At 63.8% G+C, this 23,491-nt stretch carries 27 protein-coding genes, 2 tRNA genes and 1 pseudogene; 13 read left to right on the top strand and 17 right to left on the bottom strand.

The window, feature by feature from the left end; translation table 11 throughout:
* Window positions 1–332 (bottom strand): annotated as a pseudogene (locus ACFTOW_RS00825) (IS21 family transposase); the annotation flags it as partial.
* On the opposite strand from ACFTOW_RS00825, the gene ACFTOW_RS00830 reads away from it, so the two are divergent.
* The 6 genes from ACFTOW_RS00830 (at window position 319) to ACFTOW_RS00855 (ending at window position 3,996) form a co-directional block, all read left to right on the top strand.
* On the top strand, window positions 319–1,182 hold the full coding sequence (locus tag ACFTOW_RS00830; protein WP_379912103.1) for a hypothetical protein: 864 nt from the start codon (window positions 319–321) through the stop codon (window positions 1,180–1,182). The pseudogene ACFTOW_RS00825 and the gene ACFTOW_RS00830 overlap by 14 nt on opposite strands.
* On the top strand, window positions 1,151–1,591 hold the full coding sequence (locus tag ACFTOW_RS00835; protein ID WP_379912105.1) for a hypothetical protein: 441 nt from the start codon (window positions 1,151–1,153) through the stop codon (window positions 1,589–1,591). The genes ACFTOW_RS00830 and ACFTOW_RS00835 overlap by 32 nt, the downstream gene beginning before the upstream one ends.
* A gap of 3 nt (window positions 1,592–1,594) precedes the next feature.
* The gene (locus ACFTOW_RS00840) at window positions 1,595–2,794 is read left to right on the top strand and encodes a phage major capsid protein (protein ID WP_379912107.1); all 1,200 of its coding nucleotides are present in this window, start codon (window positions 1,595–1,597) and stop codon (window positions 2,792–2,794) included.
* A 144-nt stretch (window positions 2,795–2,938) separates the two neighbouring features.
* Window positions 2,939–3,229, top strand: a complete 291-nt coding sequence (locus ACFTOW_RS00845; RefSeq protein WP_379912109.1) for a hypothetical protein — start codon at window positions 2,939–2,941, stop codon at window positions 3,227–3,229.
* A gap of 66 nt (window positions 3,230–3,295) precedes the next feature.
* Entirely contained in the window at window positions 3,296–3,754 is a 459-nt protein-coding gene (locus tag ACFTOW_RS00850; RefSeq protein ID WP_379912111.1) for a phage terminase small subunit P27 family, read from the top strand.
* A complete protein-coding gene (locus ACFTOW_RS00855; protein ID WP_379912113.1) occupies window positions 3,751–3,996 on the top strand; it encodes a hypothetical protein in 246 nt (81 codons plus the stop codon). The genes ACFTOW_RS00850 and ACFTOW_RS00855 overlap by 4 nt, the downstream gene beginning before the upstream one ends.
* A gap of 236 nt (window positions 3,997–4,232) precedes the next feature.
* On the opposite strand, the gene ACFTOW_RS00860 is transcribed toward ACFTOW_RS00855, so the two are convergent.
* Window positions 4,233–4,307: transfer RNA gene (locus tag ACFTOW_RS00860), tRNA-Asn, on the bottom strand.
* Between the two features lie 85 nt (window positions 4,308–4,392).
* Window positions 4,393–5,304 carry an MBL fold metallo-hydrolase gene (locus ACFTOW_RS00865; RefSeq protein WP_379912115.1) on the bottom strand — a complete coding sequence of 304 codons (912 nt, stop codon included), beginning with the start codon at window positions 5,302–5,304 and terminating at the stop codon, window positions 4,393–4,395.
* Between the two features lie 40 nt (window positions 5,305–5,344).
* Between ACFTOW_RS00865 and ACFTOW_RS00870 the strand changes: the two genes are divergently transcribed.
* Window positions 5,345–6,637, top strand: coding sequence for an ATP-binding protein (locus ACFTOW_RS00870; protein ID WP_379912117.1), 1,293 nt, complete (start codon window positions 5,345–5,347; stop codon window positions 6,635–6,637).
* 11 nt (window positions 6,638–6,648) lie between these two features.
* On the opposite strand, the gene ACFTOW_RS00875 is transcribed toward ACFTOW_RS00870, so the two are convergent.
* Window positions 6,649–6,724 (bottom strand) — tRNA-Ile (locus ACFTOW_RS00875).
* A gap of 108 nt (window positions 6,725–6,832) precedes the next feature.
* Here ACFTOW_RS00875 and purM point away from each other — a divergent pair.
* From purM to rnd, 3 genes are all read left to right on the top strand, one after another.
* Window positions 6,833–7,879 carry a phosphoribosylformylglycinamidine cyclo-ligase gene (gene purM / locus ACFTOW_RS00880; RefSeq protein ID WP_379912119.1) on the top strand — a complete coding sequence of 349 codons (1,047 nt, stop codon included), beginning with the start codon at window positions 6,833–6,835 and terminating at the stop codon, window positions 7,877–7,879.
* Complete coding sequence (purN, locus tag ACFTOW_RS00885) at window positions 7,876–8,466, top strand: phosphoribosylglycinamide formyltransferase (RefSeq protein ID WP_379912295.1); 591 nt, start codon at window positions 7,876–7,878, stop codon at window positions 8,464–8,466. Before purM ends, purN begins: the two co-directional genes overlap by 4 nt.
* Before the next feature lie 95 nt (window positions 8,467–8,561).
* Entirely contained in the window at window positions 8,562–9,722 is a 1,161-nt protein-coding gene (gene rnd / locus ACFTOW_RS00890; protein WP_379912121.1) for a ribonuclease D, read from the top strand.
* On the opposite strand, the gene ACFTOW_RS00895 is transcribed toward rnd, so the two are convergent.
* Window positions 9,723–10,166, bottom strand: a complete 444-nt coding sequence (locus ACFTOW_RS00895) for a hypothetical protein (RefSeq protein WP_379912123.1) — start codon at window positions 10,164–10,166, stop codon at window positions 9,723–9,725.
* Between the two features lie 185 nt (window positions 10,167–10,351).
* Between ACFTOW_RS00895 and ACFTOW_RS00900 the strand changes: the two genes are divergently transcribed.
* Entirely contained in the window at window positions 10,352–10,759 is a 408-nt protein-coding gene (locus ACFTOW_RS00900; protein WP_379912125.1) for a SufE family protein, read from the top strand.
* Here ACFTOW_RS00900 and ACFTOW_RS00905 read toward each other — a convergent pair.
* The 12 genes from ACFTOW_RS00905 to ACFTOW_RS00960 all read right to left on the bottom strand — a co-directional run bounded on the left by ACFTOW_RS00905 (window position 10,734) and on the right by ACFTOW_RS00960 (window position 19,262).
* Window positions 10,734–10,982 (bottom strand): ribbon-helix-helix domain-containing protein, encoded by a 249-nt coding sequence (locus tag ACFTOW_RS00905; RefSeq protein ID WP_379912127.1) that lies wholly within the window; start codon window positions 10,980–10,982, stop codon window positions 10,734–10,736. The two genes, ACFTOW_RS00900 and ACFTOW_RS00905, sit on opposite strands and share 26 nt — an antisense overlap.
* Window positions 10,979–11,155 carry a DUF4169 family protein gene (locus ACFTOW_RS00910; protein WP_379912129.1) on the bottom strand — a complete coding sequence of 59 codons (177 nt, stop codon included), beginning with the start codon at window positions 11,153–11,155 and terminating at the stop codon, window positions 10,979–10,981. Before ACFTOW_RS00910 ends, ACFTOW_RS00905 begins: the two co-directional genes overlap by 4 nt.
* Before the next feature lie 57 nt (window positions 11,156–11,212).
* Window positions 11,213–12,607, bottom strand: a complete 1,395-nt coding sequence (gene fumC, locus ACFTOW_RS00915; RefSeq protein WP_379912131.1) for a class II fumarate hydratase — start codon at window positions 12,605–12,607, stop codon at window positions 11,213–11,215.
* 55 nt (window positions 12,608–12,662) lie between these two features.
* Entirely contained in the window at window positions 12,663–13,220 is a 558-nt protein-coding gene (locus tag ACFTOW_RS00920) for a class I SAM-dependent methyltransferase (RefSeq protein WP_379912133.1), read from the bottom strand.
* Window positions 13,221–13,395: 175 nt separating this feature from the next.
* Window positions 13,396–13,863, bottom strand: coding sequence for an SspB family protein (locus tag ACFTOW_RS00925; protein WP_379912135.1), 468 nt, complete (start codon window positions 13,861–13,863; stop codon window positions 13,396–13,398).
* A 77-nt stretch (window positions 13,864–13,940) separates the two neighbouring features.
* On the bottom strand, window positions 13,941–15,179 hold the full coding sequence (gene chrA / locus ACFTOW_RS00930; RefSeq protein ID WP_379912137.1) for a chromate efflux transporter: 1,239 nt from the start codon (window positions 15,177–15,179) through the stop codon (window positions 13,941–13,943).
* A 58-nt stretch (window positions 15,180–15,237) separates the two neighbouring features.
* Window positions 15,238–15,987 carry a triose-phosphate isomerase gene (tpiA, locus tag ACFTOW_RS00935; protein WP_379912139.1) on the bottom strand — a complete coding sequence of 250 codons (750 nt, stop codon included), beginning with the start codon at window positions 15,985–15,987 and terminating at the stop codon, window positions 15,238–15,240.
* Window positions 15,988–16,155: 168 nt separating this feature from the next.
* Window positions 16,156–16,533 carry a HesB/IscA family protein gene (locus ACFTOW_RS00940; protein ID WP_379912141.1) on the bottom strand — a complete coding sequence of 126 codons (378 nt, stop codon included), beginning with the start codon at window positions 16,531–16,533 and terminating at the stop codon, window positions 16,156–16,158.
* A gap of 26 nt (window positions 16,534–16,559) precedes the next feature.
* Window positions 16,560–17,291 carry a DUF3307 domain-containing protein gene (locus ACFTOW_RS00945; RefSeq protein WP_379912143.1) on the bottom strand — a complete coding sequence of 244 codons (732 nt, stop codon included), beginning with the start codon at window positions 17,289–17,291 and terminating at the stop codon, window positions 16,560–16,562.
* Window positions 17,288–17,971 carry a hypothetical protein gene (locus ACFTOW_RS00950; RefSeq protein ID WP_379912145.1) on the bottom strand — a complete coding sequence of 228 codons (684 nt, stop codon included), beginning with the start codon at window positions 17,969–17,971 and terminating at the stop codon, window positions 17,288–17,290. The genes ACFTOW_RS00945 and ACFTOW_RS00950 overlap by 4 nt, the downstream gene beginning before the upstream one ends.
* Before the next feature lie 57 nt (window positions 17,972–18,028).
* Window positions 18,029–18,391, bottom strand: a complete 363-nt coding sequence (locus tag ACFTOW_RS00955) for an SUF system Fe-S cluster assembly protein (RefSeq protein WP_379912147.1) — start codon at window positions 18,389–18,391, stop codon at window positions 18,029–18,031.
* An 82-nt stretch (window positions 18,392–18,473) separates the two neighbouring features.
* On the bottom strand, window positions 18,474–19,262 hold the full coding sequence (locus ACFTOW_RS00960; RefSeq protein WP_379912149.1) for an enoyl-CoA hydratase-related protein: 789 nt from the start codon (window positions 19,260–19,262) through the stop codon (window positions 18,474–18,476).
* A gap of 108 nt (window positions 19,263–19,370) precedes the next feature.
* Between ACFTOW_RS00960 and tgt the strand changes: the two genes are divergently transcribed.
* Both tgt and lon read left to right on the top strand, forming a co-directional pair.
* Window positions 19,371–20,498, top strand: a complete 1,128-nt coding sequence (gene tgt / locus ACFTOW_RS00965) for a tRNA guanosine(34) transglycosylase Tgt (RefSeq protein ID WP_379912151.1) — start codon at window positions 19,371–19,373, stop codon at window positions 20,496–20,498.
* A gap of 439 nt (window positions 20,499–20,937) precedes the next feature.
* Window positions 20,938–23,349, top strand: a complete 2,412-nt coding sequence (gene lon / locus ACFTOW_RS00970; protein ID WP_379912153.1) for an endopeptidase La — start codon at window positions 20,938–20,940, stop codon at window positions 23,347–23,349.
* Window positions 23,350–23,491 lie beyond the last annotated feature (142 nt).

Consider the following 23,491-nt stretch of genomic DNA (forward strand, 5'->3'; position numbering starts at 1 on the left):
TTGGGCAATTCCCAGCCAACAAAAGGGGCGCCATCACGCAGCGCACCGGGCTTGCGATCAAGCAGCGGCACATAGTGCCAGGGCTCGAAGTAGCTGATATTGCGTGTAAAGCGCCGCTTATGTTCAGCGATAATTTCGTCGTTTGCGATCATGACAAGCCGATCAGCATAGGCGCGCAACGAGACGTGATGCCCCGCATGGCCGCATACGCAAGGCCGGGATGATGAGGAAACCCGCAAGAGGTTGTTCACGGCGCTGCGCACCGGCTGCAAAGCCCTGATCTGGGACAACGTGACCGGGACTTTCGACAGCGCCGCGATGGCGGCATTCATCACCGCCGACGCGATGGTTGACCGTGTGCTGGGCAAGTCCGAGGCGATCCGCATCCCGAACCGGGCGCTGTTGATCTTGACCGGCAATAATCTGTCACTGGCAGGCGACTTGCCGCGCCGCGTCATCATCTGCCGGATCGACCCGGAAACCGATCAACCCTTTGCCCGGCAATTCGACCTGGACCCGCTGCAATGGGTGCTGGAAAACCGCATGGCGATGCTGGCCGCCGCCTGCATCTTGATCCGGGCGCGGTTTACGCATCTGGCAAAGCCCGCACCGGGGCGGCTGGCATCCTTCGAGGCTTGGGACGAACTGGTGCGACAGACCGTCATCTGGGCGGACATGGCGCTGCGCCCGTTTGAGTTTGGCGACCCCATGGATCTTGTGCGCGAGGCGCAGGCCGCAGACCCGGAAGCCGATGCGCTTTTTGCCCTGCTGGACGCGCTGCGCGATCAATTTGGGGGCGCTGAATTTACCGCCAAGGAAACGCAGGCCGCCGCGAAGGCCAGCATCACGCAAAGCCCGCTGGAAATGGCGCTGCTGGACCTTGCAGGCGATAGGGCGCTTGCATCGGTCAAGAGCCTTGGCCGCGTCCTGAAATTCCGAGAGGGCAGAATCGTGCATGGGCTGCGCCTGACAGGGCGACAGGACAAGAACGCCGGATCACGCTTCTACCGGATAAAGACCGCAGAAAACGGGTTTAGCGGCTTTAGCGGGTTTTCTTCCAGTCACACGGAAAAAAGGGAAAGCCCAAAAAAATATCAATGGGGGGAAAGTAACCCGCCAAACCCGCCAAACCCGGAAACCGCCACAATAGATGACCCGCACCACCCGGACGCATGGAAATGAAAGGCACAACATCTTGACCAGTGATGCAAAGGAAGGCACTACGATTAGCAGATATGCACCGCTTCGCGCGGGCATCCCGACCGAACGTCACCGCGACAGCGGGGCAGAGGATAGCAAGCCGGGCAAGACTGCCCGCGACCTTCCCTTGTCCAATGGTGGCGTTATGCCTTCTTCACCAGATACACCGCAGGAAAAGCAACCGGACGCATCCCGCAAGCCCGCGCTTGTGCTGCAGTCGCGTGCCGATCTGCGCGACCTGCTTATCAAGGCAGGGCTGGCGCGCGCAGCCGCTGAAAAGGTTGCGCGGGGCGGATGGCCCGCATTGTCAGGGGAAACCACCGAAACCGATCTGGCAGAGGACGCCGCCGCATTGGCCCGCGCCTTGGCCGAAACCCTTACGGAGTTGTGAGACATGACCAATCAACCAAACATGGCCGACATGGCCCGCGACCTGCAGAAAATCAGTGCAGCCGTGCCGAAAATGCAAGCGGCTGCGCGTGCCGTCGAGGATCACGCAAAGCGGCTTGACCAAGTGGAAGAAACCGCCGCGCTGGCCTATGAGACTGCAAAGCGCGGGCCGAACTACACGCCGACCAATGGGCGCGCGGGCAACGTGATTACGCCGCACGCCAAAGCCTTCGCGGACTGGCTGCGCGCGCCGCAAGACAGCAATCGCAAAGCCGATCTGATGGGCGTTGAAATGGACTATCGCGCCGAGGGATCGACCCAAACCGGGGCGGCAGGCGGCTTTGCGGTGCCGGAGCCTGTATTCGAGGCTATCCAAGAACGCATTCTCGAAATCGGGGCAATGCGCCGCTTGGCCGCAAACTACACTGTTGCATCAACCGGCACGCGGTTTCTGGTCAACCGCAACAACGCGACAAGCGCATGGGTTGGGGAAACCGATGCGCGCGACGGGACGGGCGAACCTACACTCGACAGTCGCGCGCCGACCTTTGGCACGGTCCACACCTTGATCGAGGCTACCGAAGAACTGTTGCTCGACAGCGCGGTGAACATCAACGCTTGGTTTCTGAACGCCGCGGCGCAACAGATCGCCCAGGCAGAGGGCGCAGCCTTCATTTCTGGAAATGGCACGAACAAGCCGACCGGGCTTTTGGCTGGTCCAACGCCGGTAACGACAGGCGATTCCACCCGCACAGCCGGGACACTGCAGTATGTGCCGACAGGCGAGGCGGCTGCACTGACCATCGACGGGCTGAACGATACCTTTTTCGCTTTGAAGGCCGCGCATCGGCAAAGCGCGACTTGGGTAATGTCCAGCGCGACAGGCGCTGTGCTTTCCAAGATGAAGGACGCGGACGGGCGGTCAATCTGGCAACAAAGCCTTAGCGCCGATACGCCTTCAACCCTGCTTGGCCGCCCGGTTGTGTTTGATGAGAACATGCCAGCGGTTGAGGCAAACGCCTTTCCCATTGCGTTTGGTGACATGCGCGCTGGGTATCTGATCGCGGATTCTGGCGGCTTGCGCGTCACGACCGACGATAACATCACGAAGCCCGGTTATGTGCGGTTCTATGTTCGCCGCCGCGTTGGTGGCGTGATCTATGACAGTGACGCGGTGAAGCTGGTCAAGATCGCCGCGACCTAATCCAGACAGGCAGGATGCGCCCGGCGCTGGATAGACCGCCACAGCATCCCCGTAAGTCGTGAGTGGGAAAACCGCGACAGCGCGCGACCGGAACCCTTTTCCCCGGTGCGCGCGCATCTTAACCCGCAACAATCGAGGCAGACCATGCAGACCAGAGAGAGCCGAAACATCATTACCACGCTGGACCTGCCCGCGCATCTTGTCGAGGGCATGGCCGCGCAATCGGCACAGATGCAAAGCCTGACATTCGCGCAGCTTGTGGCAATGGTCGCAAGGATCGACCGCAGCCGCGCCAATGCCGCACACACACGCGCCGCGACCGCAGGCCACATGACCCAAGCCCTTGACCAGATCGAGGCGCAGTTGTCGTGCATGTGGGCAATGGTCGAGGCCGAACTTGAACGCCGCACACAGGGCGGGCCGAAAACCTTATGACCCTTCGACACAGGACCAGCGGTGGAAGTCTTGTTGCGCGTAAGTCGATTTGAAAGGAAAAAACCCATGCCCGGACGCAAACGCAAACCGCCCGCCCTTCGCGCCCTGACAGGCGGCAAGGTGGCACCGGATGCGCCAGAGGTCGCACGCCTGCGCGATCTGGACCCGCCCGCTTTTTTGTCAGATCAAGCGGCGCAGCATTGGCCCGATCTGGCCGGGCTGTTGTCCGATATGGGCATCGCTGCAAATTCCGACCGAATCGCGCTTGCGCTGTTGTGTGAGGCGCTGGCCGAGTGGATTGAGGCAGGCCAAACCATTGCGAAGTATGGCGCGACATATCAGGCCGTGACCGAGGCGGGGGCCGTGATGCATCGCGCGCATCCTGCTGTTGCGCAACGTGCTGATTCAGCGCGCCGCGTTCAAAGTCTGTTGGCCGAATTTGGCATGACACCCGCCGCCCGGTCGAAAGTGTCGGGCTTGCCCGATCTGCCCGGCGATGACCCGGCACAGAAGTATTTCACATGACCCGCGACCAACTATCACCCGCCGCCCGCGCAGCACATGACCGGATGCTGGACGCCTTCGACGCGCTGTTTCAAGGCATACTGGCGCGCGAAGCGCAGGCGATGGACGCCAAGCTGCGCGCAGAGGGCAAGACCGGCAGAGAGGCCGCGCAGGGCGCGCAAGCGCATATCCAGCGCATCAAGGACATGATGCTGCAGGAACGCGCGCGGCTGGAAGCCGAAGCGGTGGCGAATCTGCACTGACAGCCCGGAGCCTTAGCGGGCAATTCGCCCGCCCGCGTTACCGGCCCGTGACTTTTGATTTTCTTGCGAGGTCACGGAGAGAGAAAGCAAAACCCCGCTACCGGTGCCAGAATCGCAGAAAAAGCCCGCGAAGGCTCCATCGCAAAAACTGGTGACAAATCCAGTGACAAACCCCAAGAGACGACGAAACCCGCTTGCGCGGGCCTGCTGTATCGTCTTGTTTTCTTGAGGTTTTTTGGCTCCGGCGGTAGGGATCGAACCTACGACCAATTGATTAACAGTCAACTGCTCTACCGCTGAGCTACGCCGGAACACTGTGGAAGGCGATCTAACAAAAGCGACTCCGCTCGTCCAGAGGCTTTTGGCGGAATTCTTCGCTTTTCGCAAAAAGGCGTCTCAGAGCCTTTCGAAAATGGTCGAAGCCGAAAGCAATCCATGGGGTCGGACCTGCGATTTTTGAAGCAGATCAACGAGATGCGCAAAGACATTGCGCTCGGCCGCTGGCAGCAACTCCGGCGGCGTGTCGGTATAGATCATGCGGGTCAGGCTGCGGATGTCGCTGGGGCCTTTGGCGAGGGCATCCAGAATGGCAGCCTCGCGGGTGCGGCGGTGGGCCAGCAGCCAGTCGATGCGGGCCATGGGATCGGTCATCGCTGCGCCGTGGCCGCTGTGCAGCACGCGTGGGGCGGCCGCGCGCAGACGATCGCAGGAGGCCATGAAGTCGGTCAGGTCCCCATCTGGGGGCGAGACCAGCGACGTGGCCCATCCCATCACCAGATCGCCGCAGAAGGCTACATCGCCCCACAGAAAGGCCAGGTGATTGCCGAAATGTCCCGGCGTCCAGAGCACACGCAGGCTCCAGCCGTCGCCGTTGATATCCTGACCATCTGCAATCACCTGATCGGGCGCAAAGGCTGCATCGACGCCCTCGCCACCGCCCGCCAGCCCCTGATCGGCCAGCATCTGCATCACTGCGCTGCGCCCCGCCTGCGCATCGCCATAGGCCAGAACCGGCGCGCCGGTTTCGCGTGATAACGCACGCGACAGCGGCGAGTGGTCCAGGTGCGCATGGGTCACGAGGATATGGGAGATGTGCTGGCCGGGGCCCAACGCGCGCAGGATCGCGGCCAGATGCGCAGGGTCATCCGGGCCGGGGTCGATCACCGCCAGCCCTCTGGTGCCCAGCAGGTAGGTGTTGGTGCCGCGCCACGTCATCGGGGATGGATTGGGGGCCACGATGCGGCGCAACCCTGGCTGCAACGCCTCGGCCTCGCCTATGGGGGGATCGAAATCTTCGGGCAGGGTCATGGCGCTTCCTCTTTGTCGCGGTCAGGGCTAGGTTTAGCGCATGTCGTTTCACTTGCTCAAACGCTATATGCCGCGTGGTCTTTATGGCCGCGCCGCGTTGATTCTGGTGCTGCCTGTTGTGGTGGTGCAACTGGTCGTGTCCGTGGTGTTCATCCAGCGCCATTTCGAGGGCGTGTCGGTGCAGATGACGCAGGATGTGGCGCGTCAGGTCCGGTTGGTGATGGCGGTTCCGCCGGGCGACGATCGGGCTGCGCTGGCCGATGCGCTGGATTTCACACTGCGGCCGGCCCGGCCCGACAGCGCTGATGACGTGCGGGTGTGGTACGACCTGACTGCCGGCAACGTCACCCGTGCGCTGTATGATGCGCTGCCGACGCTGGATGCGGTGGAACTGCCCGACACCCGTCGGGCCATCCTGACCCTGCGGCCCGAGGGGCAGCAGGCGGTCGAGATCGAGCTGGCCCGCGGGCGTCTTTCGGCCCGCAACCCGCACCAGTTGTTCGTCAACATGGTGTTCTTTGGCGGGCTGATGACCGTGATCGCCTTTATCTACATGCGCAACCAGTTGCGCCCGATCACGCGGCTGGCCGGCGCGGCCGAGGCCTTTGGCCGGGGCAGGGTGGTCGATTATCACCCCTCGGGCGCGCTGGAGGTGCGGGCCGCCGGCAATGCCTTTCTGGACATGCGCGCCCGGATCGAGCGCCAGATCGAACAGCGCACGCTGATGCTGTCCGGCGTCAGCCACGATCTGCGCACGCCCTTGACCCGGCTGAAGCTGGGGCTGGCCTTTGTCGATGACGAAGACCGCATCCCGATGGAGCGCGATGTCGAGGAAATGGGCCGGATGATCGACGAGTTCCTGTCCTTTGCCAAGGGCGCGTCCGAGGGCGAGGCGGAACCGACCGACCCGATCGCGCTGATGCAGGCGCTTGTGGCCGACCATCAGCGAGAGGGGCAGGATGTGACCCTGATCAGCGCCGTCGGGCAGGGCACCGTGTCGTTGCGCCCGATTGCGATCCGGCGCGCGGCGGACAACCTGATCGGCAACGCGGTGCGCTATGGCACCAAGGCCGAAGTGTCAGTCATGCTGACCGACAAATCTCTGCGAATCCGGATCGAGGATGACGGCCCCGGCATCCCACCCGAGCAGCGCGGCGATGCGATCCGGCCCTTTACGCGGCTGGACACTGCGCGCAATCAGAACCGCGGCTCGGGCGTGGGGCTGGGGCTGGCCATTGCGGCCGATATCGCCCGGGCGCACGGGGGCGTACTGCGTCTGGGGGAAAGTGAGAAGCTGGGCGGGCTGCGCGCCGATATCGTGATCGCGCGCTGACGGTCGGGAAGTGGTAGGCCCGGAGGGACTCGAACCCCCAACCAAGGCGTTATGAGCGCCCTGCTCTAACCGTTGAGCTACAGGCCCGACCTGAGGCAGTTGTTAGCAGGACCGGGGCAGGGGTCAAGGCTTTGCCGTTGCCTTGGATCACATGATGATTTACCTCGCGCGGAAATGACAACAGGGGGGCATCCCATGACCAGTGGCAAGAACGGCATCACCTACGCGCAGGCGGGCGTCGATATCGATGCAGGCAACGACCTGGTCGAGCGGATCAAGCCTGCCGCCAAGCGCACCGCGCGCCCCGGTGTGATGTCGGGGCTGGGGGGCTTTGGCGCGTTGTTCGACCTAAAGGCGGCAGGCTACACCGACCCAATTCTGGTGGCGGCCACGGATGGCGTGGGCACCAAGCTGCGCATCGCCATCGACACCGGTCATTTCAGCACCATCGGCGTCGATCTTGTCGCCATGTGCGTGAACGACCTTGTGTGTCAGGGAGCCGAGCCGCTGTTTTTCCTGGATTATTTCGCCACCGGCAAGCTGGAGCTTGAGGCGGCGACCGACATCATCACCGGCATCGCGCAGGGCTGCGAGGCGTCGGGCTGCGCGCTGATCGGCGGCGAGACGGCGGAAATGCCGGGCATGTATCACGGCGGCGACTTCGATCTTGCCGGCTTTGCCGTGGGCGCGATGGAACGTGGGGCCGACCTGCCTGCGGGGGTGGCGGCGGGCGATGTGCTGCTGGGGCTGGCCAGCGACGGGGTGCATTCCAACGGCTACAGCCTTGTGCGCAAGCTGGTCGAGGTGTCGGGGCTGGGCTGGGACGCGGCCTGCCCCTGGGAGGATGGCACTCTGGGTCAGGCGCTGCTGGCGCCGACGCGGCTCTATGTCAAGCAGGCGCTGGCGGCGGTTCGGGCAGGGGGCGTGCATGCGCTGGCCCATATCACCGGCGGCGGGCTGACAGAGAATCTGCCGCGGGTCCTGCCCGATGACATGGGCGCCGATATCGACATGGGCGCGTGGCCCTTGCCCGGCGTGTTCGGCTGGCTGATGCAGACCGGCGGCATGGAGCAGGCCGAGATGCTGAAAACCTTCAACTGCGGCATCGGCATGGTGCTGGTTGTGGCCCCCGACCGGGCCGATGCGCTGGCCGAACTGCTGCGGGAGGCGGGCGAGACCGTGCATGTGCTGGGCCATGTCGGCGGCGCTGCGGGCGTGCGGTACTCCGGCACGTGGCAGTGACCAAACGGGTTGCCATCCTGATCTCTGGCAGTGGGTCGAACATGGTTCGGCTGGCCGAGGACATGCAGGGCGATCACCCGGCCCGGCCCTGTCTGGTGCTGTCCAACGTGCCGGACGCAGGCGGGTTGGCGCGGGCGCGGGCTATGGGGATTCCCACCGCTGTGGTGGAACACCGCGACTTCAAGGGCGATCGGGAAGGATTTGAAAACGCGCTGATATCCGCGATTGACCCCCATGCGCCCGATATCCTGTGCATGGCTGGTTTCATGCGTATCCTGACGCCGCTGTTCATCGATCACTACGCGGGCCGGATGCTGAACATTCACCCGTCGCTATTGCCGAAATACACCGGGCTCAACACCCACGCGCGGGCGCTGGCGGCCGGCGATGCGCAGGCCGGCTGCACCGTGCACGGGGTGACCGCCGAACTGGACTGCGGACCGATCCTGGGGCAGGCGCAGGTGCCGGTGGAACCGGGCGACACACCCGAAACCCTGGCCGCACGGGTGTTGCAGGCAGAACATCGGCTATATCCGGCGGTGCTGCGCCGGTTTGCCCTTGGGCAGCGGGGGATGCTGAGGCTTTAGGCGAACGGGTTTTCATTCGGTTGCCATTCGATTACACCGCATCATCACAATGGCAGGCGACGCCCCGGCGCGCGCGAAGTATCAGGCCGAGACGCATGAAAACCATCACCACCACAGACGACCTTGCCGCGTTTTGCGCCGAGGCCCGGAAGCACCCTTATGTCACTGTAGACACAGAGTTCTTGCGCGAGCGCACCTATTATTCAAAACTCTGTCTGGTCCAGTTGGCGATGCCCGGCGAGGGCGACGAGGGCGCGGTTCTGGTCGATCCCATCGGCAACGACATGTCGATGGAACCGCTGTACGCGCTGTTCCGCGACACGTCGGTGGTCAAGGTATTCCATGCCGCGCGTCAGGATCTGGAGATCTTTTTCGTCGATGCGCAGGTGTTTCCCGAACCTCTGTTCGACACGCAGGTCGCGGCAATGGTCTGCGGGTTTGGCGATCAGGTCGGGTATGAAACCTTGGTGCGCAAGATCGCGCGCGAAACCGTGGACAAATCCAGCCGCTTTACCGACTGGTCGCGCCGTCCACTGTCGGAGGCGCAAAAGGCTTATGCGCTGGCCGATGTGACCCATCTGCGCCTGGTCTACGAGTATCTGGCAGCAGAGCTTGCGAAAAAGGGCCGCGAGAAATGGGTGGCCGAAGAGCTGACCATGCTGACCAACCCCGAAACCTATCGGGCGCGGCCCGAGGATGCCTGGCTGCGGGTCAAGACGCGCACGACCTCGGGCAAGTTTCTGGCGGTGGTGCGGGAACTGGCGCGCTTTCGGGAGGAATATGCCCAGACCAAGGATGTGCCGCGCAGCCGGATCTACAAGGATGATGCGCTGGTCGAACTGGCCTCGACCAAGCCGCGCAGCCTGAACGATCTGGCCAAATCGCGTCTGCTGCTGCGCGAGGCGCGTAAGGGGGACATCGCCGACGGCATTCTGGCAGCGGTCGAGGCTGGGGTGAACTGCCCGCCCGAGGAGTATCCCCAGATGCCCACGCTGCGCGAGAAACAGCAGGTGAACCCGGCGCTGGCCGATCTGTTGCGGGTGCTGCTGAAGGCCAAGACCGAAAGTGCGGGTGTCGCGGCCAAGCTGATTGCCAATGCCACCGATCTGGACGCGCTGGCGGCCGGATACCGCGATGTACCGGCCCTGAACGGCTGGCGGCGCGAGGTGTTCGGCGCGGATGCCGAACGCCTGTGCGAAGGTCGAATCGCCCTTGCAGCCAAGGGGCCGAATGTCAGGATCGTGTCGCTGGACTGATCAGCGGCGGCTTTCGCGGGCGTTGCGCGCGGCGCTGACGCGGATCAGGCGGACACCGGCCAGTTCCTGCTCGCCCAGATGCGTGGCGACGACGACCGGGCGGGGCAGGCGGATGCTGCTGCTGGTCAGCTCGGGAAACTGGCCCTGCAGTGCGAAATGCAGCTCTCCGGCGCGCTCGGTCGGTACGGGCACCAGCCGGATGTCATAGGCATCTGCACGCTGCGCAATCCCTTCGACCCTTACGATGGCCCCGTCGGACACCTGCTCGATCGCCAAGGTGGTGACCTGATCTAGCGGCTGCCCCATATAGCCGACCTCGGGGCGACGGAACGCGCCGCCACGCCGCTGCGGGATCAGCGGGTTGGTCTGAGCCTGCGTATCGGTCGCCGGGGCCTGTCGGCTGGCACCGAACCAGTTGAACGGGTTCATGCGCGACTCGCGCACGGCTCCGCATGCGGTGAGCGTTGTCGAGAGGACCAGTAGGGCCACGAGGGGTCTGCGCATTGGGTCTGCCTATCCTTGCCTTGTCCCGGGTTTAGAGCATACGCGCGATGTTGAAAAGACGCATCAAGGCTGGACCGGGGACGCAGTCCGCCTTACCTGTGACCCGATTGGCAAAAGAGGGCAGCATGGCAACCGAAAAGTTCGAAGAGATCGTCGGCGATTTCGAGTTTCTGGACGATTGGGAAGACCGCTATCGCCATGTCATCGAGCTGGGCAAGGCGATGGACCCGCTGGAGGACGCGCTGAAGGTGCCCGCCACCAAGGTCGATGGCTGCGCCAGCCAGGTCTGGCTGCATGTGACGCCTGAAGACGGCCGGTTTCATTTCAGTGGTGACAGCGATGCCATGATCGTGCGCGGGCTGATCGCGGTGCTGCATGCGCTGTATGATGGCGTGGCGGTGGACAAGGTGCCCGCCATCGACGCGCAGGCCGAACTGGGGCGGCTGGGGCTGAACGATCACCTGTCGGCGCAACGCTCCAACGGGCTGCGCGCGATGATCGAACGGATCAGGGCGACGGCGGCTGCGGCCTGACCGTGGCCTGTGCGCGATAATGCGCCAGAACATACAGCCGGATGGCCGAGGCGAGGCCGATATCCTCTTCACGTGATGCGTCAATTTCGGCGGCCAAGGCATTGATTGGCTTTGATTGTTCGGCTGCAATTTCACGAAACGCCTGCCAGAAGGCCTCTTCCAGCGACACGCTGGTGCGGTGGCCTTGCAGGGTCAGCGAGCGTTTTACAGGGCGCGCGGTCATGGCTCGCGCTTGTGCCCGTCCAGTCTGGCGGTCTCAAGCCCGGATTGCGCGGCCTCACGCTGTTTCTCGGCCTTAGTGCGCCCGAATTTCACAGCGTTTTCATCGGCTTGCGACCGCTTCCTCGCCTTGCCGAGGGCCTTGCGGGCCTTGTTTAGGTTCACGATCCGGCTCATGGCGACCAGAATGCTGCAAAGCGCGCGCGCCGTAAAGGGCGCGCGCGTCTGCGGTGCTCAGGCCTTTGGCCCGATCATCTCTTCGGGGCGCACCACGCGGTCGAATGTCTCGGCATCGATGAATCCCAGCGCGATCGCCTCTTCCTTGAGGGTGGTGCCGTTCTTATGCGCGGTCTTGGCGACCTTGGTGGCGTTGTCATAGCCGATTTCGGGGGCCAGCGCGGTGACCAGCATCAGGGATTCTCGCATCAGTTTTTCGATGCGCGGTTCGTTGGCCTGAATGCCCAGCAGCATGCGCTCGGTGAAGCTGTCGGTGGCATCACCCAAAAGCTGTATGGATTGCAACAGGTTATAGGCCATCATGGGGTTATAGACGTTCAGCTCGAAATGGCCTTGCGAGCCTGCGAACTTGATCGCGGCGTCATTGCCCATGACATGTGCTGCCACCTGCGTCAGCGCCTCGGCCTGCGTCGGGTTGACCTTGCCGGGCATGATCGACGAGCCGGGTTCATTTTCCGGCAGGATCAGCTCGCCCAGACCCGACCGGGGGCCCGACCCCAGAAACCGGATGTCGTTGGCTATCTTGTAGGCCGAGCCCGCGACCGTGGCCAGCGCGCCTGACAGGAACACCATGGCGTCATGGGCCGCCAGCGATTCGAACTTGTTGGGCGCTGTGACAAAGGGCAGGCCGGTGATCTGGGCCATGTTGGCCGCCACCTGTTCGCCCCAGCCCGCGCGCGTGTTCAGACCGGTGCCGACGGCGGTGCCGCCCTGTGCCAGCTCATAGATTCCAGGCATGCAGGCATGGACCCGCGCGATGCCCTGCCGGATCTGGTGCGCATAGCCCGAAAACTCCTGCCCCAGTGTCAGCGGCGTGGCATCCTGCGTATGGGTGCGGCCGATCTTGATGATGTCCTTGAACTCGGCCGATTTCGCCTCAAGCCCCTGTGCCAGCTTTTCCAGACCGGGCAGCAGCACGTCGCGCACCGACATTGCGGTTGCGATATGCATCGCGGTGGGGAAGGTGTCGTTCGACGACTGGCCCATGTTGCAGTGATCGTTGGGATGCACCGGATCCTTGCTGCCGATCACACCGCCCAGGATTTCGATGGCGCGGTTGGCGATCACCTCGTTGGCGTTCATGTTCGACTGCGTGCCAGACCCGGTCTGCCAGACGACCAGCGGGAAATTGTCGTCGAACTTGCCCTCGATCACCTCGCCCGCGGCCTGAATGATCGCATCGGCCAGCCGGGCATCCAGCGTGCCATTGACCTTGTTGGCCTGCGCGCAGGCCTGTTTGACCACGCCAAGCGCGCGCACGATGGCAATCGGCTGACGCTCCCACCCGATGGGGAAATTCATGATCGAGCGCTGGGTCTGCGCGCCCCAATACTTGTCGGCGGGCACGTCAAGCGGGCCGAAGCTGTCGGATTCGCTGCGGGTCTGGGTCATGAAGGGGCACTCCTTGGCGGTTTGGCCCAACCATTTACCCGACCGTGCCGAAAGTTCAATGATGCATGCGGCGGAACACAAACACGCGGGCAGGCGGCAGGTTGGCCCAGACGGTGCCCAGCTTGGTGCAGGTCACGCCCAGCTCGGCCTGCATGTCCGGCGGGATCGGCGCGGTATTGGCATAGGTGATCTGGGTAAAGAAACCGTCCTGCGCCAAAACCTCGAATGCAGGACGGACCACGGTGCGCTGGATCCGGGGGCGGGCCAGCACCGGCACGCCCGAGATCACGGCGCCGACGTTTTCCAGCCCGATCTGCGCGATATCCTGCGCCGGGCGGTTCAGCACGGTCACCCCGGGGAATTTGCGCCGCAGGGTTTCACAGAACGTGGCCGAGGTTTCCAGCAGGGTCAGACGCTCGGGGGCCACGCCACGCTCGAGAATGGCGCGGGTAAAGCTGCCGGTGCCGGGGCCGAGTTCGACAACAGGGCCCTGCACATGCTCCAGCCCTTCGGCCATGCGCCGCGCCACGGCAGAGGATGAGGGCGCGATCGCCGCAACCTTGGTGGGATGGCGCATCATTTCGCCCAGAAAAGTGGCAATGTCGTTCGGCATGGTCTGACCCCGGTGTGCGAATGGTTCGCGGCCAGACAAGCAGGCGATTGTAACGCGCACGCGACGGGTGGGGATAAACCGTGACGCGGGCCTGACAGGCCATCGCAATGCATGTGCCACCGGGGGACGTGACAACGCATAAACGGATTTGGCGGGCCGGCGACCCACCCGACGTCTATTTTCGGAAACTGTCCAGGCTGACGACCTGCGCATCGCGCTTGCGGGTCTCGTGATCGCCGTCGTCGCGGCCCGAGGGATCGGGATCGTCATCATCCTCGTCCTCGTCGCCGCCATGCGAATCGAACCGCAGGCCAAATTCCACCGACGGGTCGACAAAGGTCTGAATCGCGTCATAGGGAATATACAGCGGCTCGGGGCTTTCCCCGAAATTCAGCGTCACGGCAAAACCGTCATCCATGACTTCCAGCCCGTCGAACCAGTGCTGCATGACGACGGTCATTTCCTCGGGATAGCGATCGCGCAGCCAGTCGGCCAATTGCGCATCGGGATGCGTGGTGTCGAACGTGATTAAAAAGTGATGCGCCCCCGGCAGGCCATTTTTCTGAACGCCTGTCAGCACTTCCTGAATCAAACCGCGCATCGCGCGGTGCATCAGCTTGCCATAATCAATCGGTGTCGACATTCGCAGGTCACTTTCTCTTTCCCGCGATCATAGGGGATTCGGGGTGAAACAAAAGGGGGGTACAGCAACAGGGGCGATCACAGCATCTGGCTGCCCAGACCCGCGCAAGCCATCAGCGCCAGCACCAGTGGCAGTGGCAGTTTCGCCAGTACCAGCAACAGCGCGGCCAGTGCCGTCAGGGCCAGCGCGGTCATGTTCAGGCTGTCCCAAACGGGAATGGGCGCCCAGGCGGTCTGGTCCACGGTGCCGAACAGCACATGCAGGGCAAACCACACCGACAGCGACAGTATGACGCCCACAACGGCGGCGGTGATCGCGCGCAAGGCCCCGGACAGGCGCGGCAGGGCGGCCAGCCATTCGATGTATGGCGCACCGGCGAAAATCCACAGGAAACACGGGGCAAAGGTCATCCACAGCGTCACCATCCCCGCCGCAGCCGCCATGGCCCAGCCACCCGCGCCGAACCCTGCCAGAATGCCCGCAAACTGGGTCACCAGGATCAGCGGCCCGGGCGTGGTTTCGGCCAACCCCAGCGCGTCGATCATCTGCGCGGTGTCCAGCCAGCCCTTGTCGGTCACGATCGTCTGGGTCATGTAGGCCAGCACCGCATAGGCCCCGCCAAAGGTCACCACCGCCAGTTGCGAGAAGAACAGCGCAACCTCGGTCAGAAACCGCGCCCCGCTGGCCCAGAGCGCGGCCAGCGGCACCAGCCACACGGCACCCCAGATCGCCACCGTGCGCAGGGTCTGCGCCGTGGGCACGCGGGCCGGGGGCGGGGCGGCGTCCTCGGTCGCGGTGAACCAGCCCCACAGCGCGGCCAGCCCGATGATCAGCGGAAAGGGCAGGCCAAGCGCGAAGATCCCGATAAAGGCACCCGCCGCCAGCGCATAGGCCGCAGGCCCGGTCAGCGCGCGTTTCGACAGAGTGATCAGCGCGTTCAGCACGATCACCAGAACAGCGGCCTTGATCCCCAGAAACAAAGCCTGCGCATAGGGTTGCGCGCCGTATTGAATGTAAAGAGCGGCCAGAACCGCGATCACCACGGCCCCCGGCAGCACGAACAACCCGCCCGCGATCAGGCCCCCCACCGTGCCGCGCATCCGCCACCCGGCATAGGTGGCCAGTTGCATCGCCTCGGGCCCCGGCAGCAGCATGCAGAACGACAGCGCGCGCAGGAACCGCTGCTCATCCAGCCATTTGTGCGTGTCGACCAGTTCGCGGTGCATCAGCGCGATCTGCGCCGCAGGTCCGCCAAAGGACAGCACACCGATACGCCCGAACACGCGGGCAAGCTGGGTCAGGCTGGGGGCTGTCATGGCAGGCCTTTCGCAGGGTCGCGCCAGAGGTAACATGACCAGGGCTGATGACAACCGCTCAGGCGGTTTCAAGCGCCGTGATGATGGGGGAAAACTGATCCGCGGTGAGGCTGGCCCCGCCCACCAGTGCGCCATCCACGTTGGACACGGCAAAGACCGTGGCGGCATTGTCGGGCTTGACCGATCCGCCATACAGCAGCCGGACCGCGCTGCCCATGTCGGCGCCGAACCGTTGCTGCAGTCGCGCGCGGATGAAATCATGAACCTCCGCGATCTGGTCGGGGGTGGGTATGCGGCCTGTGCCGATGGCCCAGATCGGTTCGTAGGCGATCACAAGCGTGTCGGCGGTTGCCGTGTCGGGCACCGAATCCGCCAGTTGCGCACCGATCACCTCCAGCGTGGTCTGCGCCTCGCGCTGGTCCAGGCTTTCGCCCAGGCAGATCACCGTCATCAGCCCGGCGTCCTGCGCGGCGCGGGCCTTGGCACAGACCTGCGCATTTTGCTCGGCATGGCCCTGCCGCCGTTCGGAATGGCCAAGGATCACCGCGCGCGCCCCGGCATCGGCCAGTTGTTCGGCGGAAATGTCGCCGGTATGCGCGCCCGAAGGTTCGGCGTGGCAATCCTGCCCGCCCAGCATCATCGGATGGTCAGCCACCCGCCGCGCCGCCGCATGGATCAGCGTGGCAGGCGGGCACAGCAGCAGATCAACGGTCGGGGCCGGATGGGCGGCCATCAGCGCCGTGATCTGCTCCAGATCGGCGGATGTGCCGTTCATCTTCCAATTGCCTGCCGCCAGTCTGCGTCGCATCCATGCCCCCGGTGTCGTTTGTTTTCTTCCGGTGTATCTTTGGCATATGGCAGGGCGGGTCAAGGCGATGAGGCACAATCGGGCCGATGCCGTGGCCCGATCGCACGGCAATGGTCATGCCCGACGGAGCCGCCGGGCGCTTTGCGTGCATTGTCCGCGGTCGGGGTCTCAGCCCTGCTGCTCGGCGCTCAGCTCGTTGACGTCCTTGAACTTGATCGACTCGCCACAGCCGCAGGCGTCCTCGACGTTGGGATTGTTGAACTTGAACCCCGATTCCAGCAGCGACACCTGATAATCGATCCGGGTGCCGAACAGGAACATCTGCGCCATCGGGGCGATCATCACCCGCGCGCCATCCTGCTCGACCACCTCGTCATGGGGGTCGATATCGGCGGCGTAGTCCATGGTGTATTCCATGCCCGCGCAGCCGCCCTTCTTGACGCCGATGCGCAGGCCCTTGTGACCGTCGCGATCCATCAGCTTGCGGATCTGGACGGCGGCCTTGTCGGTGATGGTGACGGCCTGTTTGCCTGGGATCGAGAACATGGGTCACTCCTTTTGTTATGCCCAATCTAGGGCAGAGGGCGCGCAATCTCAAGCGGGGGCAGCAGATGGATCAGTGCCAGCGTGCCGTAACTGGCCAGAATCGCCCAACCAAATGAGGCCAGCGTGCCGATGATCACATATTCGGCAGTGCGCTGGTCGCGCGTGGCGGTGCCGAACCGCAGGATGGATTTGGCGGCCACCAGAAACCCCACGCCCAGCGGTTGGCCCAGCCCGATCAGCACGAAGATCAATCCGCGCTCCAGCATCCCGATCAACCGCCCGCCATCGCGCAATCCGTTGTTGCGCACGCGCGCACCATGCGGGCGCATCAGGAGGCCCACTGCATACTGCCCCGCGATGGTGGCGATGATCGCGCCCGATGTCAGCGCCATCGCGGGCAGCAGCCAGTCCTGCCCGGCATAAATCCCGCTTTCCCAAAGGCCCGGCGCGTAGAGTGCAACCGCAAGCAGGGTCAGCATATGCGCCCCCTGATCGGCCAGAAAGCCGCCGATCCGGTCAAACCCGCCCCAGGTTTTCACCGCGTCGATGCCCACATGCGCCACCGCCAGCACCAGCAATTCGCGCGCGGCGATCTGGCCCGTGGCGGCCTGCGCGGTCAGCAAGACGATGACCCCATGCAGCAGCAACATGCCGGGGTGCCGTTTGTGCCGCACCATCGCGCCGGTTTGCAGCACGAAATCCGCCAGCACATGCGCCAGCAGCAGCGCGGTAAAGGTGGCAAGGGCGGCGGAAGTCATGGTTGGGTTTTGTCCCGTAAGTCACGGATATGGCGTTCAAAAGCGTAAATCGCCTCGCGGATCGCGGGCAGACCGGTCCCGGCCAGCCGCAACTGGATGGCCTGACGGCTGACGCCGAATTTGGTGGCGATTTCTTCCTGCGTAGGGGTGCGATGGCGCAACGCCTCGAACAGGGCGGCGGCTTGCGGCGCGGTCCAGTTCTGCGCCTGCCAGTCCAGAAGGCCGATCATCGCGGTCGCGACGGTGCCAACCTGTTTGTCGATGACGATGGTCTCGTGCCGGTCCATGGTGTCCAGCATGTCGCCGGCTTCGACAAACGCGGTGCCGCTGGCTGCCCCAAGATCGCCATTGGCCGGGATGATGGCGGTGCCCAGTCCGATGGCGATACGGGTTTGCAGCCCGTCGCCTTGTGCGGTCAGCGCGGCGCTGATGCGCAGGGCGGCGCGCAGGGCGGCTTGCGCGCGTGGAAGAACGACCTGCCATCCGTCGCCACGGTGACGATCAAAACGCACTTTTAAGGTCAGATCGTTTTCGATGTCATCTGCTGCCTTCGCGATCACCTCCATGGCGTCGCGCAACGCCTGATCGCCCATCTTGCGCGACTCGCGAATGTCGCCAGTTAAAACAGCGGCAAACTCGTGGGTGGTCGCATCGGGCATGGCAAGGGCCTTGACTTGCATTATCTGAAAGCAAGTTATAAGGCTTGCAATCGAAAAAAGCCAGCCAAAAGGCTTGCCCTACATGAAGCCGAGTTCCAGCCGCGCCTCGTCCGACATCATGTCCATGCCCCAGACAGGCTCCCACACCAGATCCACATCGACCTGTTTCACCCCGTCCACGGGTTCGATCGCATCCGCGACCCAGCCGGGCATCTCACCGGCCACCGGACAGCCGGGGGCGGTCAGGGTCATGGCGACGTGTACCGCGTTCTCGTCCGAGACTGTTATCGTGTAAATCAATCCCAGGTCGTAGATGTTCACAGGGATTTCCGGGTCATAAACGCTGCGGCAAGCCTCGACGATCTTGTCATAGAGCGGATGCTCGGTGCTTGATGGCTTGATCAGCGGCGCGCCTTCAAGCGGTTCTGCGGAATGTGTCATAATGGCTGCCTTTGGATCGGTCCGGTTTCCTGACTGTTCATATAAGATTTATAAGACGGGACGTCCAGCCTTGGGCGTCTTGTCACGATCGCAGGCCCGATTTGCCCGTCGCCTCGGCCTGCAGGCGCGCAGGGTCCATGAAATGGCCGATCATCACGTCCGTCGCCAGATGATAGGCCTGATCCAGCGGCAGGCCCAGATGCGCATCCAGCGCCGCCTTGCCCGCGGCAATGGGCGCCGGGTTGCGCCCGGCCAGCGTGGTGGCAAAGGCCATCGTTTCCGCCTGCAACGCCGCGCTTTCAAAGGCGCGGTTGACCAGCCCGGCGCGCAGGCCCCAGTCGATGTCCAGCGGTTCGGCCGACAGCGCCAACTCCATCAATTGACTGCGCGAGACCGCGCGCGACACGCCCACCGCCGGCGTGGTGCAGAACCCGCCGTTCTTGACACCCGGCAGGCAGAAGGTTGCCCGCGTGCTGGCAAACACCAGATCGCACGATGCCGCCATTTGCAGCCCCGCCGCCGTGGCGATGCCATCGACCATGGCGATGGTGGGCTTGGGCAGGCGCGCAAGGCGCAGCATCATCTGCGCGCAGGCGTTGAACAGCTCGGTCAGAAAGGCGCGGCCCTGATCCGCATCGCTGCGGTGCTGCGCGATTTCCTTGAGGTCATGGCCGGCGCAAAAGATGTGCCCCGGCCCGTCGATCACCACCACGCGCGTGTCGGGATCGTCGGCCGCGTCGTCCAGTTCCGAATGCAGCGCGGTGATCATCGCCAGCGACAGCGGATGCGCTGGCGCGCGTCCAAGGGTGATCTGGCGCAAGCCTTGGGTCAGCGTGTGGGTGACAAGTGGCGGCTGGTGCATCTGGTTCATGGCGGTCTCTCCCTTTGCATCAATGTGGCAATCCTTTGGCGCGGCGGCAAGCCTTGGCTTTTGCGCACGGGCCGTCATAGAAGGGCGGCACTCATCAAGGGGGCGGCCATGACGCGCGTTACATATGAATTGCAGGCAACCGACGGGCGCGCCCGCACTGGGGTGATCCGCACCACGCGCGGCGATATCCGCACGCCGGCCTTCATGCCTGTGGGCACGGCGGCGACGGTCAAGGCGATGATGCCCGAAAGCGTGGCGGCGACGGGCGCGGACATCCTGCTGGGCAACACCTATCACCTGATGCTGCGGCCCACGGCGGAACGCATCGCGCGACTGGGCGGGCTGCACAGCTTCATGAACTGGCAGGGGCCGATCCTGACCGACTCGGGCGGGTTTCAGGTGATGAGCCTGGCCGAGCTGCGCAAGCTGACCGAAGAGGGCGTGACCTTTCGCAGCCATATCGACGGATCGAAACACGCGCTGACGCCCGAACGCAGCATGGAGATCCAGCGCCTGCTGGGGTCCGACATCGTGATGTGTTTCGACGAATGCCCCGCGCTGCCCGCGGATCGCAAGCGGATCGAGGCGTCGATGCAATTGTCGATGCGGTGGGCCGCGCGGTCGCGCGACGCCTTTGGCGACCGTCCGGGGCATGCGCTGTTCGGCATCCAGCAGGGCGGGCTGGAGCAGGACTTCCGCGAGCAAAGCGCCCAGGCCCTGCAAGAGATCGGGTTTGACGGCTACGCCATCGGCGGGCTGGCCGTGGGCGAGGGGCAGGAGGCGATGTTCGCCTGTCTGGACTATGCGCCGGGCCAGCTGCCCGCCGACAAGCCACGCTATCTGATGGGGGTGGGCAAGCCCGACGACATCGTGGGCGCGGTCAAGCGGGGCGTGGACATGATGGATTGCGTGCTGCCCAGCCGCTCGGGGCGCACCGGGCAGGCCTGGACACGGCGGGGGCAGGTCAACATAAAGAACGCCCGCCACGCCGATGACCCGCGCCCGCTGGACGCCGAATGCACATGCCCGGCCTGCCGCAACTACAGCCGGGCCTATCTGCATCACGTGTTTCGCGCGCAAGAGATGATAAGCGGGATGCTTCTGACCTGGCACAACCTGCATTATTACCAGCAGATCATGGCGGGTATGCGCGCGGCGATCGCCGCAGGCACCTTTGCCACGTGGGAGGCCGAGTTTCACGCCACCCGCGCCCAGGGCGATATCGACCCGGTTTAACCCTTGGTCAGGGAATCCCCACTATGACCGGATGCGGTGCTGCGCTAGCCTGCCCGCATTTGACACAGGTGGATTTCAACATGCATTTCGCGATATTCTCGATGGCGTGGGCCTCGGTTGCGGTGATAGCGGCCTTTGGTCTGGGATAGGCTGGGGTCTGGGATAGGCTGGCGGATTGATCCGCCTGCTGTGCAACAGGGCTGACCACATGCCGCACTGGCACCAGCCCGACAGGGCTGCATGGCCGTGACAACCCGTCGTTTACCCCCACTGCGCCCTTGCCTTGGGCCATTCGTGGCGGCAGTGTGTGATCACACAGGGCGTGTATCTGGTTGAAACTGGCAGGTCAGTGCCCCAAATATACCCTCTGAGCCAAGAGGGGGCGGGCAGGCTGCCAAAGTTGGGGCCTGCAACGTTCGCCGCAGATAAAGGACCGAGCATGCAAGAGCTGAATTCATCTTACCCCGTACTGCCGCTGCGCGACATCGTGGTGTTTCCCCACATGATCGTGCCGCTGTTCGTGGGTCGTGAAAAATCCGTGCGCGCGCTGGAAGAGGTGATGCAGGACGACAAGCAGATCCTGCTGTCCAGCCAGATCGACCCCGCAGCCGATGACCCGGATGCCGATGGCATCTACACCTCGGGCGTTCTGGCCAATGTGCTGCAACTGCTCAAGCTGCCCGATGGCACCGTCAAGGTGCTGGTCGAAGGCCAAAGCCGTGTGCGCATCGCCGAGTTCCTGGAAAACGACCAGTTCTTCGAGGCGCGCGCCGAGCTGCTGCACGAAGAGCAGGGCGACGAGGCCGTGATCGAGGCACTGCTGCGCGGTGCCGGCGAGGAATTCGAACGCTACGCCAAGGTGAAAAAGAACATCCCCGAAGAGGCGCTTGTCGCCGTCTCGGAAACCACCGATGCGGCCAAGCTGGCCGACCTGATCGCCGGGCATCTGGGCATCGACGTGGGGCAAAAGCAGGAACTGCTGGAAACCCTGAGCGTCAGCGAGCGTCTGGAAAAGATCTATGGTCTGATGCAGGGCGAGATAAGCGTTCTGCAGGTCGAGAAAAAGATCAAGACCCGCGTGAAAAGCCAGATGGAAAAGACCCAGCGCGAGTATTACCTGAACGAGCAGATGAAGGCCATTCAGAAGGAGCTGGGCGATGGCGAGGAAGGCGAGGGCGAAATCGCCGAGCTGGAAGAGCGCATCCATGCCACCAAGCTGAGCAAGGAAGCCCGCGACAAGGCCGACGCCGAACTGAAAAAGCTCAAGAACATGAGCCCGATGAGCGCCGAGGCGACCGTCGTGCGCAACTATCTCGACTGGATGCTGTCGATCCCGTGGAACGTCAAAAGCCGCACCAAGAAGAACCTTGGCAAGGCGCAGGAGGTTCTGGACGTCGATCACTATGGTCTTGAAAAGGTCAAGGAACGCATCGTCGAATATCTGGCCGTGCAAAGCCGCAGTCAAAAGCTGAAAGGCCCGATCCTGTGCCTTGTCGGCCCTCCGGGTGTGGGCAAGACCAGCCTTGGCAAATCCGTGGCCCGCGCGACAGGGCGTGAATTCATCCGCATCAGCCTTGGCGGCGTGCGCGACGAATCCGAGATCCGGGGGCACCGCCGCACCTACATCGGGTCGATGCCGGGCAAGATCATCCAGGCGATGAAAAAGGCCAAGACGAACAACCCGCTGATCCTGCTGGATGAAATCGACAAGATGGGGCAGGATTTCCGGGGCGATCCGGCGTCCGCCATGCTTGAGGTGCTGGACCCCGAACAGAACGGCACCTTTGTCGATCACTATCTTGAGGTCGAGTACGACCTGTCCAACGTGATGTTCCTGACCACGGCCAACAGCTACAACATGCCGGGGCCGCTTCTGGACCGGATGGAGGTGATCACGCTGGCGGGCTATACCGAGGATGAAAAGCGCGAGATCGCGAAACAGCATCTGGTGCCCAAGCGGATCAAGAACCACGGCCTGCGCAAGGGCGAATTCTTGGTCAGCGATGATGCGCTGGACGAGATGATCCGCCGCTACACCCGCGAGGCCGGCGTTCGGAACCTGGAACGCGAACTGGCCAAGCTGTGCCGCAAGGCGATCACCCAGATCGTCAAGGGCGAGTTGAAATCGGTCGAGGTGACCGCCGAGAACCTGGATGACTATCTGGGCGTCAAGCGGTTCCGCTATGGTCTGGCCGAAAAGGAAGACCAGATCGGTGTCGTGACCGGGCTGGCCTATACCAGCGCGGGCGGGGACCTGCTTCAGATCGAGGCGCTGCGCCTGCCGGGCAAGGGCCGGATGAAGACCACCGGCACGCTGGGCGACGTGATGAAGGAATCCATCGACGCGGCGTCCTCTTACACCCGGTCGATCGCGCCGCGCATCGGGGTGAAGCCGCCGATGCTCGACAAGTGGGACATCCACGTTCACGTCCCCGAGGGTGCAACGCCCAAGGACGGGCCAAGCGCCGGTCTGGCCATGGTCACGTCGATCGTGTCGGTCCTGACAAAGATCCCGGTGCGCAAGGACATCGCCATGACCGGCGAGGTTACCTTGCGCGGCAATGCGCTGGCGATCGGCGGATTGAAAGAGAAACTGCTGGCCGCCCTGCGTGGCGGGATCACGACGGTGCTGATCCCTGCCGAGAACGAAAAGGACCTGGTCGAGATCCCCGACAACGTCAAACAGGGGCTCGAGATCATCCCGGTCAGCCACGTCAGCGAGGTTCTGGAACGCGCGCTTGTGCGTCAGCCCGAAGCCATCGACTGGGACGAAGCCGCCGAGGAAGAGGCCGCACTGGCCCGTGCCACGGCAGGCAGCCCGAACGAAGGGCCGGGGGCGGTCGCCCACTGATCCCTTTCGGATAGAACCGGAAAAGGCGTGCCACAATGGCGCGCCTTTTTTGTTGGTCCCCATGCGGCGGCGGGTCAATCCGGCGCAAACGCGGCCCTCTGCGCGACGACCTCTGCAAACCGGCGGCGGTCAGGTTGAAATT

Source organism: Lacimonas salitolerans (assembly GCF_042677865.1).
Taxonomy (GTDB): domain Bacteria; phylum Pseudomonadota; class Alphaproteobacteria; order Rhodobacterales; family Rhodobacteraceae; genus Lutimaribacter; species Lutimaribacter salitolerans.

Excerpts from the sequence above, each read along its gene's own strand:
- tgt (WP_379912151.1), top strand. The coding sequence starts at position 19,371 with ATGACGCGCGTTACATATGAATTGCAGGCAACCGACGGGCGCGCCCGC.
- ACFTOW_RS00950 (WP_379912145.1), bottom strand. The coding sequence starts at position 17,971 with ATGCAAGTCAAGGCCCTTGCCATGCCCGATGCGACCACCCACGAGTTT.
- ACFTOW_RS00945 (WP_379912143.1), bottom strand. The coding sequence starts at position 17,291 with ATGACTTCCGCCGCCCTTGCCACCTTTACCGCGCTGCTGCTGGCGCAT.
- ACFTOW_RS00960 (WP_379912149.1), bottom strand. The coding sequence starts at position 19,262 with ATGAACCAGATGCACCAGCCGCCACTTGTCACCCACACGCTGACCCAA.
- purM (WP_379912119.1), top strand. The coding sequence starts at position 6,833 with ATGACCAGTGGCAAGAACGGCATCACCTACGCGCAGGCGGGCGTCGAT.
- ACFTOW_RS00865 (WP_379912115.1), bottom strand. The coding sequence starts at position 5,304 with ATGACCCTGCCCGAAGATTTCGATCCCCCCATAGGCGAGGCCGAGGCG.
- ACFTOW_RS00830 (WP_379912103.1), top strand. The coding sequence starts at position 319 with ATGGCGGCATTCATCACCGCCGACGCGATGGTTGACCGTGTGCTGGGC.
- ACFTOW_RS00870 (WP_379912117.1), top strand. The coding sequence starts at position 5,345 with ATGTCGTTTCACTTGCTCAAACGCTATATGCCGCGTGGTCTTTATGGC.
- ACFTOW_RS00925 (WP_379912135.1), bottom strand. The coding sequence starts at position 13,863 with ATGTCGACACCGATTGATTATGGCAAGCTGATGCACCGCGCGATGCGC.
- ACFTOW_RS00920 (WP_379912133.1), bottom strand. The coding sequence starts at position 13,220 with ATGCCGAACGACATTGCCACTTTTCTGGGCGAAATGATGCGCCATCCC.
- ACFTOW_RS00910 (WP_379912129.1), bottom strand. The coding sequence starts at position 11,155 with ATGAGCCGGATCGTGAACCTAAACAAGGCCCGCAAGGCCCTCGGCAAG.
- ACFTOW_RS00900 (WP_379912125.1), top strand. The coding sequence starts at position 10,352 with ATGGCAACCGAAAAGTTCGAAGAGATCGTCGGCGATTTCGAGTTTCTG.
- lon (WP_379912153.1), top strand. The coding sequence starts at position 20,938 with ATGCAAGAGCTGAATTCATCTTACCCCGTACTGCCGCTGCGCGACATC.
- ACFTOW_RS00845 (WP_379912109.1), top strand. The coding sequence starts at position 2,939 with ATGCAGACCAGAGAGAGCCGAAACATCATTACCACGCTGGACCTGCCC.
- ACFTOW_RS00955 (WP_379912147.1), bottom strand. The coding sequence starts at position 18,391 with ATGACACATTCCGCAGAACCGCTTGAAGGCGCGCCGCTGATCAAGCCA.
- fumC (WP_379912131.1), bottom strand. The coding sequence starts at position 12,607 with ATGACCCAGACCCGCAGCGAATCCGACAGCTTCGGCCCGCTTGACGTG.
- ACFTOW_RS00850 (WP_379912111.1), top strand. The coding sequence starts at position 3,296 with ATGCCCGGACGCAAACGCAAACCGCCCGCCCTTCGCGCCCTGACAGGC.
- ACFTOW_RS00940 (WP_379912141.1), bottom strand. The coding sequence starts at position 16,533 with ATGTTCTCGATCCCAGGCAAACAGGCCGTCACCATCACCGACAAGGCC.
- tpiA (WP_379912139.1), bottom strand. The coding sequence starts at position 15,987 with ATGCGACGCAGACTGGCGGCAGGCAATTGGAAGATGAACGGCACATCC.
- ACFTOW_RS00835 (WP_379912105.1), top strand. The coding sequence starts at position 1,151 with ATGACCCGCACCACCCGGACGCATGGAAATGAAAGGCACAACATCTTG.
- ACFTOW_RS00855 (WP_379912113.1), top strand. The coding sequence starts at position 3,751 with ATGACCCGCGACCAACTATCACCCGCCGCCCGCGCAGCACATGACCGG.
- ACFTOW_RS00840 (WP_379912107.1), top strand. The coding sequence starts at position 1,595 with ATGACCAATCAACCAAACATGGCCGACATGGCCCGCGACCTGCAGAAA.
- rnd (WP_379912121.1), top strand. The coding sequence starts at position 8,562 with ATGAAAACCATCACCACCACAGACGACCTTGCCGCGTTTTGCGCCGAG.
- chrA (WP_379912137.1), bottom strand. The coding sequence starts at position 15,179 with ATGACAGCCCCCAGCCTGACCCAGCTTGCCCGCGTGTTCGGGCGTATC.
- ACFTOW_RS00905 (WP_379912127.1), bottom strand. The coding sequence starts at position 10,982 with ATGACCGCGCGCCCTGTAAAACGCTCGCTGACCCTGCAAGGCCACCGC.